Annotated in this window: 10 protein-coding genes; 5 read left to right on the top strand and 5 right to left on the bottom strand. The window is 73.3% G+C overall.

Annotated features, from left to right (window positions below):
* The first annotated feature begins 1 nt into the window (after position 1).
* On the top strand, positions 2-1,666 hold the full coding sequence (locus tag ACH4G3_RS01375; RefSeq protein WP_397622515.1) for a hypothetical protein: 1,665 nt from the start codon (positions 2-4) through the stop codon (positions 1,664-1,666).
* Positions 1,667-1,671: 5 nt separating this feature from the next.
* Here ACH4G3_RS01375 and ACH4G3_RS01370 read toward each other — a convergent pair whose 3' ends face one another.
* The 5 genes from ACH4G3_RS01370 to ACH4G3_RS01350 are packed head-to-tail and all read right to left on the bottom strand — an operon-like array spanning position 1,672 to position 7,992.
* The gene (locus tag ACH4G3_RS01370) at positions 1,672-2,568 is read right to left on the bottom strand and encodes a tetratricopeptide repeat protein (protein ID WP_397623350.1); all 897 of its coding nucleotides are present in this window, start codon (positions 2,566-2,568) and stop codon (positions 1,672-1,674) included.
* Between the two features lie 5 nt (positions 2,569-2,573).
* Positions 2,574-5,078: an Hsp70 family protein gene (locus ACH4G3_RS01365; RefSeq protein ID WP_397622514.1), complete on the bottom strand. Its 2,505-nt coding sequence runs from the start codon at positions 5,076-5,078 to the stop codon at positions 2,574-2,576.
* Positions 5,079-5,099: 21 nt separating this feature from the next.
* Positions 5,100-5,639 carry a hypothetical protein gene (locus ACH4G3_RS01360; protein WP_397622513.1) on the bottom strand — a complete coding sequence of 180 codons (540 nt, stop codon included), beginning with the start codon at positions 5,637-5,639 and terminating at the stop codon, positions 5,100-5,102.
* Positions 5,636-6,907 carry a hypothetical protein gene (locus ACH4G3_RS01355; RefSeq protein WP_397622512.1) on the bottom strand — a complete coding sequence of 424 codons (1,272 nt, stop codon included), beginning with the start codon at positions 6,905-6,907 and terminating at the stop codon, positions 5,636-5,638. The genes ACH4G3_RS01360 and ACH4G3_RS01355 overlap by 4 nt, the downstream gene beginning before the upstream one ends.
* Positions 6,904-7,992 (bottom strand): serine/threonine-protein kinase, encoded by a 1,089-nt coding sequence (locus ACH4G3_RS01350; protein WP_397622511.1) that lies wholly within the window; start codon positions 7,990-7,992, stop codon positions 6,904-6,906. The genes ACH4G3_RS01355 and ACH4G3_RS01350 overlap by 4 nt, the downstream gene beginning before the upstream one ends.
* Positions 7,993-8,229: 237 nt before the next feature.
* Between ACH4G3_RS01350 and ACH4G3_RS01345 the strand changes: the two genes are divergently transcribed.
* From ACH4G3_RS01345 to ACH4G3_RS01330, 4 genes are all read left to right on the top strand, one after another.
* The gene (locus ACH4G3_RS01345) at positions 8,230-9,696 is read left to right on the top strand and encodes a serine/threonine-protein kinase (RefSeq protein ID WP_397622510.1); all 1,467 of its coding nucleotides are present in this window, start codon (positions 8,230-8,232) and stop codon (positions 9,694-9,696) included.
* A 266-nt stretch (positions 9,697-9,962) separates the two neighbouring features.
* Positions 9,963-11,429, top strand: coding sequence for a Y4yA family PLP-dependent enzyme (locus tag ACH4G3_RS01340; protein WP_397622509.1), 1,467 nt, complete (start codon positions 9,963-9,965; stop codon positions 11,427-11,429).
* Positions 11,426-12,745, top strand: a complete 1,320-nt coding sequence (locus ACH4G3_RS01335; RefSeq protein WP_397622508.1) for a pyridoxal-phosphate dependent enzyme — start codon at positions 11,426-11,428, stop codon at positions 12,743-12,745. The genes ACH4G3_RS01340 and ACH4G3_RS01335 overlap by 4 nt, the downstream gene beginning before the upstream one ends.
* Positions 12,742-13,947, top strand: a complete 1,206-nt coding sequence (locus ACH4G3_RS01330) for an aminotransferase class V-fold PLP-dependent enzyme (protein ID WP_397623349.1) — start codon at positions 12,742-12,744, stop codon at positions 13,945-13,947. The genes ACH4G3_RS01335 and ACH4G3_RS01330 overlap by 4 nt, the downstream gene beginning before the upstream one ends.
* The last annotated feature ends 38 nt before the right edge of the window (positions 13,948-13,985 follow it).

Below are 13,985 nucleotides of genomic sequence, written 5' to 3'. Positions count from 1 at the left end.
CATGGGCGGTGACGCGCCCGTCGTCCGGGAGCGGCTGCGGGAGCTGAGCGGCCCGGAGCTCTACCGCCGCAACGCCTTCCGGGTGACCGGGGCGAGCACCAGCGCGGCCCGCCGTACGATCGTCCGGCGCCGGCAGCGGATCGCCACGGCCGCGAAGGCCGGGGTCGCCGTCGCTCCCGCCGGTGAGCTGCCGCTGCCCGGCGAAGTCGGGTCGGAGGAACTCCGCACGGCCTTCGAGGTGCTCGACCATCCGCAGCGGCGGATCGTCGACGAGCTGTTCTGGTTCTGGGACGCGCCGGACGCCTCCTGCCCGTGCGGGCCGGAGCTGCACCGGCAGCACGACGAGGCGGTCCGGGCCCATGCCCGGGCGCTCGACGCGGAGTCGGGGGGCGGTGAGGCGCCACGGCGCCGGGGCGCGGGCGGGCCGAAACGCCCGGCCGGAAAGAAGAAGGGCCGCGGCGGACAGCAGCGCCAGGCCGAGCGGCCGGAGGACGGGTACTGGCAGACCGCGGCGCGGCTGTGGCGCAAGCTGCTCGGGCAGCCCGCGGTCTGGGCGCATCTGCGGCACCGGGTCGCCGCGCTCGACGACAAGCGCCTGACCGAGACGGCGGTGACGGTACTCGAGGCCGAGGTGCGCCGCGTCCTGGTCTCGGCCGTCGCCGGTCTGGCCGCGCGGACGAAGGACCCGGCCCGGCTGGCACGGTACTGCGAGCAGTGGACCTGGACCGGCCGGGGTGTCCTCGGGGAGGTGCTGGAGGAGCAGTTGAGCCCGTTGTACGAGTCGGTGGAGCGCGAGCTGCGCGAGACGGGGGAGGAACTCGCCGGCGCGTTCACGGAACGCGACCGGAAGACGGCCGCGACGGTCGCGGCCGGGTCGCTGCGCGCCCGGGTCGTCCCGGCCGTGGAGCGGCTCGGCGCCTTCGCCGGGTTCGGGATGTCGCTGGGCGTGGGCCAACTCGCCGACACCACGGCCTTGTTGCTCAACAACTGCGCGGTCGCCCTGTCGCCCGCCTCGGACACGGCCCCGCCCGTCCGGGAGAGCTTCGACCTGCTGGATCTGGCGCTGCGGCTCAAGCCGTACGAGGGGACGCGGCGGACGATCGAGGAGAACCGCGCCCGGCTGGACGAGGCCGGGGTGTGGCTCGCCAAGGGCAAGCCGGCCTTCGATCCGCTCGTGACGGCTCTGGAGACGGCCGCGAGGCGACTCGACCGGAACGACGCGCGGGGTGCGGCCGGCACCCTGGAGGCCGCCACGCCGCTGCTGCACGAGTTGCGCGGCCTGCGCCGGGGCGCGCTCGCCGGACTCTCCGGCATCCCGGAGGCAGTCGACCGGCTCAGCGACTCCGCCGCGATCCTGTTCAACAACTGTGCGATAGCTCTGGCGCCCGGTGACAGTCGTCGCGGTCTGCGCCTGCTGGAGTACGCCGAGGAGTTCTGCACGACCGAGGAGACACGGGTGCGCATCACCGCCAACCGGCTGCTGCTCGACCGGGTGGGGGGCTTGGGGCTGCCGTACGGGCCCTCGTACGGCGTGCGGCCCCCGCGCAAGAGCGTGCGGACGCACCTGGAGGAGATCTACTACGGGACCTCCCCCATCGCCGCGAAGGTGTGGACGTCGGTGGTGGTGCTGCTGATCATCGGGCTGGTCGTGGTGTTCTCCGGCTAGCGCCCTCACTCGGGTGAGATCAGCAGCGTGACCGTGCGGTTGCGGGCCGGGTCCGGGTACGGGGCGTCGCGCTGGTCCGCGCTGTCCGTGGTGAACGCCGTGAGGGGTTCGCCGCTCGCGGTGCTGAGTTCGCGGGCGGCGACCAGGGCGCGCCACAGCGCGACGACGGACCCTCCGCTGCGCGGGGCGCCGGGGACGGTGGCCGCGTGGCCGTGCACGGTGACAGGCAGGTGCCGTCCGGCCAGCCGTTCACCGAGCAGGGCCAGTTGCCGGGCTCCTGCCGGAGTGAGTCGAGCGCCTTCGGTGAACAGGCCCCGGGTGAAGGCGACTTCGACGGAATCGCCGTGCACGGTGACGCGCAGGCCGGGGGCGCGCAGATCGTCGGCGAGCGCGCCGGCCCGACGGGCCTGCGCCGCCGCGTCCTTCTCCGGCCCGCCTTCCGCCGTTGCGCTCGCGCGGGGGCTCCGGGGGCCGCCCGCAGCCCGGTCGGTGTCCGCTCGGGCCGGGCGTGGGCCGTCCAGGGTGGTGAGCACGCCGGCCGCGACGGCGGTCAGGCACGCCGCCGCGGCCAGGGCCGTACGGGCGCGGTGGCGGCCGAGCGCCGCCACCGGGCCCGTGCGGCCGAGCCGGGCGAGTCCCGCTCCGGCCGCCGGGTCCTCCGGGTGCCGCGCCAGGACCCGTCGCCAGCACTCCGCCGCCTCGGCCGTCTCGCCACGCTGCGCGTGCACCCGCGCCCGCAGGTCGAGCACCTCCCGATGACTGCCGAGTCCCGTGGCCTCGGCCTCCCGCAGCAGCCGCAGGGCACCGTCCAGTTCCCCTGCCCTCGCGAGCCCCCGGGCCCGCGACACGAGCAGTACGACGTCGAGCGGGGCGGCTGTCTCCGCGCCGGCCTGGTCGCTCATGTGGCTCACCGGCTCTCCTGTACCCCGCCGATACGCCGCTCCTCCGAGACCCCCGGAGGCAGCAGGCGGCGAAGGCGCTGGTTGACGGCGGACAGGGCCGTGCGGTCGCCCGCGGCGACGGCTCGGCGGCCGTCGGCGATCGCGGCGTCCGCCTGGGCGCGGGAGGTCATCTCGTCGCGCAGTTCGACGAGGGAGTGGAAGACGAGGAAGTCCCACTGGTCGCTGCGGCGCAGCAGGTCCACCTGGAAGTCGCGCACGCGGTCGGCGAGCCGGCGCAGTCCGGCCGGGCTGCCGTCCTCGCCGGCGTTGGTCGCGCGGGTGCGGAGGTTCTCCAGTTCGCGGCGTTCGGCCGGGCCGCCGCCGGTCTGTTCGATGAGGTCCTCGCAGGTGTTGAGGAGGTCCCACAGCTCGTGCTGGAGGCCGGGGATGTCGATGGCCTCCTCGACGTCGTCGAGCTGGGCCTCCAGGTCGCGGATGCGCCGGTCGCTGGTACCGGCCGCCCCCGTGTCGACGGCCGCCGCGTCGACCTCCTTGCGCAGATGGACGAGGGCCTTCTCGTCGGACAGGTCGTCGAGCTGGGACAGGGCCTGCTCGGAGTGCACGTCCTCGGCGCGTTCCCGCAGGGCGTGCGAGCGCTGCTCCAGGTCGTGCAGCCGGTCGACCAGCTCGTCGTGCGTGGGCGCCACCAATTGGGAGCGGTCGATGGTCGCCTCGAACTGGGCGTCGGCGACGGGGATGTCGGCGGTGACGGTGACTTCCCGGTTCGTGGCGCTGATCTCGAAGGTCACCTCGACGGGTGTCTGCGCGGGCAGGTCGAAGCGGACGTCCCGGGGCCGGATCTCCAGCAGTCCGACGCGGGTGTTGCGGTCGGCGCGCCGGCGTTCGCCCTCCAGCAGCGGGATGCGGATGACGGCGTCCGGCTGGGAGCGGCGCAGCGGGATGGAGGTCTCGAACGTCTTGGTGATCGAGGTCGGCAGGGCGGTGCCCTTGCGCAGCATCGGCGCGAAGGAGCCGTCGGCCTTGCCGATGCCGAGCGTGCTGGTGAGCACGGCGTCTCCGGGCAGCACCTGGGCGTGGGTGATGGACAGGGTGTCCGGGGCGAGCCGCTGCCGGGTGCCGGTGCCGTCGGAGAGTTCCACGGTGAACCGGGACCGGGTACCGGAGTCGATGGTCACCTCGGTGTAGAAGGCGCCGTCGCGGGTGAGGGTGGTCTGCGGTCCCCGGAAGGGCGGATGGCCGTCGGGGTTGGTGAGGGTGACGGTGTACCGGGTCCAGTCGGGCACGGCGGTGCCGCCGCTGATCCGGCCGGAGACGGGGATGCCGGTGGTCTCCAGGGACTGGGGTTCGTAGTGGAGTTCCACGGTGAACTCGCCCGGTGCCGCCGTGCGCGGCTTGCTCGGCGTCCGCACGGTGCGGGCGAAGAGCGCGGCGCCGCGCGCCACCACGGTGGTCGGGTCCTGAGTGTGGTCGAGCTGGATGCCCAGGCCTTCCACGGGGTCGGCCAGTAGTTCGCGCAGCCCGGGGGCGAGGGTCGCCCCGCCGACGAGCAGCAGCCGGTCGATGTGGTCGGGCCGCAGGGAGCTCTCCGCGAGGGCGTCCCGGCAGAGTTTGATCGCGCGGGTGTAGAAGGGCTGGGCGAGGTCGTCGAGGGCGCCCCGGGTGAGGGTGTACTCGAAGGGGGTCGTGCCGCCTTGGCCGTCGGAGAGGTCGAGGGCGATGTCGTAGGCGCCGCGCCGGGACAGTTCGATCTTGGCGTCCTCCGCGGCCAGTTTGAGCTTGGCGAAGTCGGCCCGCCACCGGTTGTCGCGCCGGGCGAAGCCGGGCAGCCCGAGGTCGCGCCGGACGGCGGGGACGAGCAGGTCCTCCACGATGGCCCAGTCGATGAGTTTGCCGCCCAGGCGCGGGTCACCGGCGTGCTGGAGCAGTTGCAGTTCACCGTCGCGCTTGCTCATCACGGCCGCGTCGAAGGTGCCGCCGCCCAGGTCGAACACCATCCAGTGGGTGGACTCCGAGGCGTCCTGCACGCCGTACGCGATGGCGGCGGCGGTCGGTTCCTGGACCAGGGGGCAGTGCTCGCCGAGCCCGGCGAGGGCCGCGGCGGCGGACGTGGCGCTGTTCTGGTGCAGCGCGAAGGAGGCGGGCACGGTGATCACGGCCGCCTCCGGCGGGCTGCCGGTGTCGTGTGCGGCGTCCTGGCGCAGGGACTTGAGGACTTCGGCGGAGAGCTGCTCGGGGGTGAGGGACAGCTGGGCGCGGCCGAAGCGCCGGTGGTATCCGGCCACGCCCATCTCCAGCTTGAACTCGGCGTGGGCGTCGTCGGGCTGGGTGTCGGTGCGCTCGCGGGCGCGGCGGCCGACGTGGATCACGTCCGGCTTGGGCATCCACACGGCGGACGGGGTGTAGTCCCAGCCGTCGTTGTTCTTGATGACGCGTACGCCGTCGTCGTCCGCCACCGCGATGGCGCTGTTGGTGGTGCCGAGGTCGATGCCGAAGTCGATGGTCTCGCGCATTGCGGTCGTCTCCTTGGTCGTTCACATGCCGTGGGTGGGGCCGGGTGCGGGCCGGCCGACGACGACCTGCCCCATCTGGATCCGCTCGCCGCGGTAGTAGACGCTGGGCCGGAGGGTCTCCAGCACCACCTCGTGGGTCAGGCCGGGTTCGTCCTGGAAGGCGAGGACTTCGAGGGACTGGCCCGGGTCGAAGGGCGCGCCGTCGTGTTCCTGGATCTCCAGTCCGCCGTCGGCGAGTGCCTGCCGGCCGGCCTGGACGTAGCGGCGCACCTGCCTGAGGTCGGCGGCCGACAGTTCGCCGGCGCGCTGGTTCAGCTTGCGCTGGGCGCGCCAGATGCCGGTGGCGGCGGCGAGCAGCGTGCCGGCGTCCGCGCCGGCCGCAGCGGGCTCGTCCGTGGCGGGCCCGACGTCGGCGAGTACGTCCGCGACCCAGTCGGCCTGGCCGGTGTCGAGGAACGGCGGCGGGACCCGGAACTCGGGCGGGTGCCGCAACTGGCCGAGGGCGGCGCGCATCCGGCTGCCACGGCCGGACCGGCCGCTCCGTCCTGCGGGGAAGCTCATTTTCTCCTCCGTACGCTGCGTGCGCCGCCGGCCAGTGCCACCACGATCTGCACGGCGTAGCCGAGGATGCCGATGCCGCCGAGCCCGATGATGAGCACGGGGACGATGCCGTAGATCTCGATCACGGCGGAGAGCGAGCCGCCGATGACGGCGAGCACCAGGAGGAACCAGAACCAGGGGAACGGCCGCCTGGCCCGCGCGGGGCGGCGGGCGGTGCCCGTGACGTGGTCGTAGATGGTCTCCCAGTTCTCCTTCAGCCCGTCCGAGTCGCGGTCCGGGCCGATCTCGTACGCCTTCTCCGCGAGCCAGAGCATCTCCTCGCGCCGGGAGGCGCTCGGCGGGCGGTGCACGGACACGCCGAGGAGTTCCACCGCGAGGTTGTTGAGCCCGACGGCGACGATGTGGGCGGTCTCGTCGTAGCGCCAGTCGGAGACGAACGGCCTGAGCGGCGCCATGTCCTCGAAGCCGGGCACGACCCGGTCGCGCAGCAGCAGGAACGCCTCGCGGTAGTGGGCGGCCTCACGCTCCCGCTCCGCCTGTAGCAAGTCGCCGTGGATCTTCTCGTACGCCTCTTCCACCGCGCGCTCGAGCAGTTCCGAGAACAGGCCGGCGAAGGGCGGGAAGCCGGCCCAGGCCGAGCAGACCGGCGACAGCCGGGTCGTGGTGGCCCGGTCGGCGAAGAGCTGGGGGAAGGGGGAGACGAGCAGTCGTGGCAGCCTGGCCAGGAGGTCGTCGGCCGCGTCCTCGTCGAGCCGGGGGTCGCCGAGCGCCCTGATCCGGTGCCGGACGTGCTGCCGCAGTGCCCCGTCCGCCAGCAGGTGGCCCCAGGCGGACACCGCGCCCTCCCACAAGGACGTCCGCTGCTCGACGGGCAGCAGGGACCGTCCGGTCTCCGCCTCCAGCACCCGGGCGTGCAGCAGCACGGCGGCGTCGTGCCATTCGTGCACGTCCGGGTCGCAGTCGCAGCCGGAGTCCGGGGTGCCCCACAGCCACAGTAGCTCGTCGACCATGCGCCGGCGCGGGTCCTGGAGGCCCTCGAAGGCGGCCCGTACCTCGTCCTTGCCGTAGCCGCCGGGCGGGGCCAGGTCCGGGGCTCCCGGCCAGCTGTCCTCGACGGCCAGCCGCGCCTCCACCTTCTGCCGGTGCCGCCGCACGGCCGGTCCGCTCGCGTGGGTGGGCAGGCCGGTGACGGCGAAGACGTTCCTGCGGTACAGCTGTGTGCCCGCCAGTTCCTCGAACCGGTCGAACTCCCTTACCGGCGCGGTCACATGACCACCCCCCGGCGCCAGGTCATGAGCCGTGTCAGATGCCGCTCCCGCAGCAGGGGGTAGCGGCTGATGGTCTCCTCCAGCAGGTCGGCGGCCTCGCCGAGCCTGCCGGGCACCCGGGAGAGCGTGGTGGCCTCCCGCACCAGCGCGTCGGCGGACTCGGCCGGCTCGGCGGGACCGGCGGTCGCAGGGCCGGGGGCCGGGTGCAGACCGGCCGCGCGGTCGGCGACGGCCCGGGCGGTGGCGGGCCGCTCGGCCGGGTCGATGCGCAGCATGTCGGTGACCAGCCGGTCCAGTTCGGGGCCCACGTCGTCGTTGAAGGCGTGGGGCGGCTGCAACGGCCGGGTGAACCGCTCCAGGGAGAAGGACTGCACCGGGTCACCGCCGTCGTAGGGGAAGTGCCCGGTGAGCAGGAAGTACACGATGGTGCCCAGCGCCCAGACGTCCCCCGGGCACCCGTAGCCCTTGCCGCGCCGCAGCACCTCGGGCGGCATGTAGGCGACGGTGCCCTGGGCGCTGGCCGCCATGCTGCCCGGGTCGGTCTCCTTGGCCAGGCCGAAGTCGCTGACCTTCACGCGCAGGCCGGTCTCGTCGTAGGTGATGAGCACGTTGGCCAGGGACAGGTCCCGGTGGACGATGGGGTGCGGCCGCTCGTGGGCGACGGCGAGTCCCTCGGCGGCCTGCCGGAGCACGGCCGTCACCTCGCCGACGGGCACCACGCCCGAGTGGGACTCCGTCAGCCGCTCCAGGCTGCCGCCCGCCACGTACTCCATGGTGATGTAGCCACGCACGCCCTCGGAGGTCTGCACGGTGCCAGCGTCGAACACCCGGATGATGTTGGGGTGTCCGAGGGTGGACAGGATCCGGGCCTCGTCGAGCATCCGGGACGTGGCCTCCAGCGAGGCCACGTGCTTGAACAGTTTCAGCGCCTGCCAGCCGAGAATGTGGTGCCGCACCCGGTAGACCTCGGCGAAGGCGCCCTCCCCCAGCCGGCGGTCCACGACGAGCGCCGAGTTGATCCGCTGCCCTTGCCGGAGCAGGGCGCTGCCCACGCCCGTCGCCGTGTCCTGCGTGCGGTCGAGCACGTGCTCACGCACCTTCCCCACCGGTGAAACCACCCGCGACGTCGCCGGTCCCCTGCCGCCCCGTCCGCCCTGCGGCGGTGCGGGACGCCAGGGTAGGAGGCCCCTGCCGGGACCCCTCCCGGCGATCGGGGCCGTGATCCGCCTCACTCCCGGCCCGGGTCGACCCGGGGTCGCCGGTTATGGTGACCAGGGCGTATCAAGGCGCCCAAGATCGGACAAGGTGGCGGAGGACACACGGTGTCGGACGAGGGGCGACTCGTCGCCGGGCGCTATCGGCTGGCCGAGCGGATCGGCCGGGGCGGCATGGGGACGGTGTGGCGCGCCGACGACGAGCTGCTGGGACGCCGGGTCGCCCTGAAGCAGCTGCACGAGCGGCCGCACCTGTCCGCGGACGAGCTCGGGACGCTGTACGAGCGCATGCGCCGGGAGGCCCGCAGCGCCGCGCGCGTCACGCATCCCAACGTCATCGTGGTGCACGACGTCGTGGAGGACGACGGCCGCCCCTGCGTCGTCATGGAGTACGTCCCCGGCCACACGCTCGGCGACCTCCTCCAAGGCGGCCGGACCCTCCCGCCCCACGAGGCGGCCCGCATCGGCCTGGCCATGGTGGGCGCCCTCCGCGCCGCGCACGAGGCCGGCGTGCTGCACCGCGACGTCAAGCCCGGCAACGTCCTCCTCGGCGCGGGCGACCGGGTCGTCCTCACGGACTTCGGCATCGCCATGACGGCCGGTTCGTCGACGCTGACCAGGACCGGCGAGATGGTCGGCTCCATCGAGTACATGGCCCCGGAACGCGTCCGTGGCCTCACCCCCGGCCCGGCATCGGACCTGTGGGCCCTGGGCGCGACGCTCTACCAGACCCTGGAGGGCCGTCCCCCGTTCCGCCGCGCGACGGCGATGGAAACGGCCTACGCGATAGCCACGGACCCCTTGACCCCACCGCGCCGGTCCGGCCCGCTGGGCCCCCTCCTGGAGTCCCTCCTGGCGAGGGACCCGGAGGTCCGCCCGTCAGCGGAAGAGACAGAACGTTCCCTCAGGGCAGTGGTGGACGACGCCCCCCAGGGGCGCGGGGCCGTGTCGGCAGGCGGCTCCGCCGCGGGGCGCGACCAGCCACGAACCACCCGCCCCCGCCGACGCCGCCGTGTCACCACCCTCGCCGCGGCACTGACAGCCACCCTGGCCGTGGGCACCACGATGTACGCGACGGCCCCGAACCGCACGGACGATCCGGACAGCGACACAAGCCGCCCTGCCGCGCCCCCCGTCCCCAAGGGCTACCACCTCGTCCACGAGGCGAAGCTCGGCGTCTCCTTCCCCGTCCCGGACGGCTGGACGCCCCGCAACCGCACAGCGGAACAGGTCACCTACACCACCCCCTCCGGCCTCGCCGGCATCACCATCGGCACGGTCGCCCCCGCAGGCCCGAGCCCCGCCGACCACTTCACCGAGATCGAGGCGAACACCAAGGTCAACTACCCGACCTACCGCCGGATCCGCATGCAGCACACGACCTTCCGCGAACAGCCCGCCGCCATCTGGGAGTTCACCTTCCACGGCCGGGCCCGTGCGTTCCGCGCCATCGACCTCGGCTACGGACGCGAGGGCGGACGCGAGTACGACATCTACCTCTCGGCGCCCGAGGCGCAGTGGGACACCTTCCGCCCCGTCTTCGACCAGGTCAGGAACGGCTTCAGGACAGGCTGAAGAAGATCGCGTCCGAGGGCCGGGCGCCGCTCGACGCCGTTCAGCCGGTCGTGGATCTCGGGCGCGTGCGGCGCAGACCCGCGGCCCCGCGCCGGGCGCGCGCCGCCCGGTCGGACCGTGATCCGCTTCACACCGGCGCAGGGACAGGCCTGGGTCTTACAGGGCGTAAAGCGACCGAAGAATGGATATGGGCTATACGGCGAAACGCGGGGAGTGTCGGCTGTGCCCGGATGCCGGGCGCAGCCGCTACAGGGGAGGGAGCTCGCATGGACGACCGGCCCTTGTACCTCGAACCCCGACTGGAACCACGGCTCGGATCGCTCCTGGCGGCGTCCGGGACATTGCACTCGCTCACCGACGCGCTCGGCTCACCCCTGAACGTCGTGGTGCCGGACCAGATCGCCGAGAACCTGGAGCGGTTCCGCTCCGTGTACCGCAGGCATCACCTGTCCGGCCAGGTCTACTACGCCCACAAGGCGAACCGGTCCAGCGCGCTGCTGCGCCGGCTCGCTGCCACGGACGCGGGCGTGGACGTCGCGTCACTGGGCGAGTTGCAGCACGCCCTCGGGGCCGGTTTCACCGCCGACCGGATCACGGCCACAGGTCCGAAGAACCCCGAGTTCCTGTGGCTCGCGGCCCTCACGGGCGTCACGGTCGGCGTCGACGGCGTCGCCGAGCTGGACCAGCTCGCCGCGCTGGTACGCAAGCACGCGCTCGCCCCGGTGCGGGTGTTGCTGCGGTTGTCGGGGTTCGAGACGTCGGGGGTGAAGGTGCTGAGCCGGCGCAGCCGGTTCGGCACGCCCGTACGGGAGTTGGAGCGGCTGCTGGAGGCGGTCGAGCGGCACGGCGACGCGGTCCGGCTGACGGGCGTGGCCTACCACCTGGACACCACGAGCGTCGCGGAGAAGGCGACCGCCCTCGAAGGGTCCCTGGCGGCCCTGGAGGCGTGCCGGAGCCGGGGGCTGCGGCCCCGGGCGGTGGATGTCGGCGGCGGATTCGGCGTCAGTTACCTCGCCGAGCGGGAGCAGTGGGAGGAGTACACGAGCGCGCTCACGGCCGCCGTCCTGGGCCGCCGCCCGCCCTTGACCTGGGGAGGGCACGGCTACGGGCTGCGCAACGAGTCCGGCACCCTGCGCGGCACCCTCGGCCTCTACCCCGCCCACCGGTCCGTCGCCGGCGCGGACTATCTGGACGAACTGCTGGCCCAGCCCGCCACCTCGCTGGGTGGCCGTCCGCTGGCCGCGCTGCTGCTGGAGCACCTGTACGACCTGCACAGCGAGCCCGGCCGGGCGCTGCTCGACCAGTGCGGACTGACGCTGGCGCGGGTGCTGGAGGTCCGCTCCCAGGAGCCGGGCGGCGCACTGCTCGTGCGGCTGGCGGCGAAGGCGGACGACATCGCCCTGGAGGACCACGGAGTACTGATGGACCCGGTCGTCGTCCCCAGAAGCGCGGCCGGGCCGGGCGACGGGCCCGTCGCCGTCCACCTCTTCGGCGGCCTGTGCCTGGAGACCGACCTGATCACCCGGCGTACGGTCTTCCTGCCGCGCCGCCCGGTCCCCGGCGACCTGCTGGCCTTCGCCAACACCGCCGGTTACGCCATGGACTTCCACGCCACCCGTGCCCAGCACCAGCCCGCCGCCCGCAAGGTCGCCGCCTGGCAGGACGGCGACGCCTGGCGCTGGTGCCTCGACGACCAGTTCTGGCCGATCACGCCCTCGGGGGGAGCTCAGTGAGGTACGACAGCATCACCGATGCGATAGGCAACACCCCGCTGGTACGGATCGACCCGGCCGTGCACGGCCTGCGCAACATCGACCTGTTCGCCAAGCTGGAGATGCTCAACCCCTTCGGCTCCGTCAAGGACCGGGCGGCCTGGAGCATGGCGCGCCCGCTGCTGGCCGACGCGGTCGAACACGGCAGTCAGGTCGTGGAGTTGTCCAGCGGCAACACGGCGAAGGCACTGGCGGTCCTCGCGGGCATGCACGGCCTGGGCTTCAAGAGCGTCACCAACCGGATGCGCGTCCCGGAGATCAAGGACCTCCTGCTGCTGCTCGGCGCGGAGATCGAGGAGCTGCCGGGGCAGAGCGAGTGCCTGGACCCGACCGCGACGGACGACCCGCTGACCCTCTTCCACCGCACGCTGTCCGCCTCCGGCAGTGCCTATCTCCACACGGACCAGTACTTCAACCCGCGCAACACCGAGGCGCATCTCACCGGCACCGGCCCGGAGATCGTCAAGGACCTGGACGGCCGGGTGCCGGACTGGTTCGTCGCCTGTGTGGGCACGGCCGGCTCCTCCACGGGCGTGGCCCGCGCGCTGCGGGAGGAGGACCCCTCGGTGCGGGTGGTCGGGCTGGTCGCGGCCAAGTCCGACTTCATCCCCGGTATCCGCACCATCGACGAGGTGCAGGAGGTCGGCCTGTTCGACCCGGAGACGTACGACACGATGGAGTCGGTGAGCTCCGACGAGGCGATCGAGGGGATGCTGACCCTGAACCGCCGCTGCGGCATCCTGGGCGGGCCCACGGGCGGCGCCGCCTACCACGGGGCGGTCCGTCATCTGCGCGCCGTGGATGAGGAGTTGACCGAGCGCCGGACAGCGGTGTTCATCGTCTGCGACCGCGTGGAGAGCTATCTGAGCTACGTCCGGCAGCGGCGGCCCGACCTGCTGGGCCGGCCGCCCCGGAAGAACTCGCCGGCCGACCTGACCGAGGCGGAGGTGGGCACGGCGCCGTCGGTCACGGTGGCCGAGGCCCGGCGGTGGATCGACGCCGAGGGGCCGCTCGTGGTCGACCTGCGCAGCCCCTTCGCGTACGCGGCGCTGCACATCGACGGGTCGGTCAACATCGTCGACGAGCTGTTCGCCGAACTCCTCCAGGGCGGAGTGCCGTTCAGCCGGAGCCGGCCGGTGCTGCTGGCGTGTCCGGTGGGCGAGCAGTCCGCCCGGTACGCGGCGCTGCTGACCCGGATGGGCCACCCGGACGTGCGCAGCCTGGCCGGCGGCATCATCGCCTGGCGGGACGCGGGCGCGCCCCTGGTGCGGGACTGACCGCCGTGACCGCACCCGCGATCCGCGACGATCTGCGCCAGTGGCAACAGGCACTGCGCGCCCAGTTCCCCATCGTCACCGGGCACCCGGAGCTGGCGTACCTGGACAGCGCGGCGACGGCGCAGAAGCCGCAGGCCGTGCTGGACGCCGTGCAGAGGTACCTCACCACCAGCAACGCCAACGCGGCACGCGGCACCTACACCTGGGCCAACCGGACGACGGAGCTGGTCGAGCGCACCCGGGAGCGCGTCGCCCGGTTCCTCGGGGACCACCGACCGGACCGTTCCGCCGTCCACTTCACGAGCGGCACGACGGAGGGGCTGCGCACGATCGCCCGCGACTGGCTGCCGGGGTTCCTGCGCGACGGTGACGAGATCGTCGTGCCGGACGCCGACCACCAGGCCAACATCGCGCCCTGGCGGGAGGCCCAGCGGCTGCTCGCGCGCGAGGGCACCCACATCCGGGTGGTGCCGATGCCGTACCAGAGCGGTTCCGGGGACTACGACCACCGCGCGCTGGCCGAACGGGCGGGGCCGCGCACCCGGTTCGTCGCCACGACCCATGTGCACCACGTCTACGGCGGTGACATGAACGTGCAGCGCATCCGCCGGGCGGTCGGCCCGGACGCGGTGATCTGTCTGGATGCGGCGCAGAGCGTCGGGCATCTGCCGGTGTCCGTGGCCGAGTTGGACGTCGACTTCGTCGTCTTCTCCGGGCACAAGGCGCTGGCCCTGCCCGGGTCCGGGGCGGTGTGGGCCCGGCAGGAGCGCGGCCCGGCGTTCGCGCCCGGCGGGTGGAACGGCACCCCGAACACCGTGGGCATCGCCTCGCTCGAAGCAGCCCTGGACTGGCTGGACGCCGCCGGTCCGGAGCGCGTCGAGCACTGGACGGTCGCCCTGGCGGCCCGGCTCACCGAGGGGCTGCGCCATCTGGACGCCTACGAGATCCTCGGCTGCCCGCTGAGCCTGGCCGCCGACTCTGCCGTGCAGCGGCGCCAGGGCATCGTCACCCTGCGGCATCGCGCCATCGACTCGGGCGACCTGGGGTTCATCCTCTTCAGCCACGGTTTCATGGTCCGCTCGGACAACCACTGCCAGGGCGACGCGGGCGAGAAGACCGGTTCGGTCCGGGTGAGTCTGCATGTGTACAACACAGTTGAGGAGATCGACCGGCTGCTGTCCGTCCTCGCCTCACTCGGGTGACTCCCCCGGCTATGCGGAATGGGAACCGTTTCCACCTG

The organism is Streptomyces afghaniensis (assembly GCF_044327915.1).
Taxonomy (GTDB): Bacteria; Actinomycetota; Actinomycetes; order Streptomycetales; family Streptomycetaceae; genus Streptomyces; species Streptomyces afghaniensis.
Note: the sequence above shows the minus strand (reverse complement) of the source record. Positions and strands in the feature narration are given on the sequence as shown.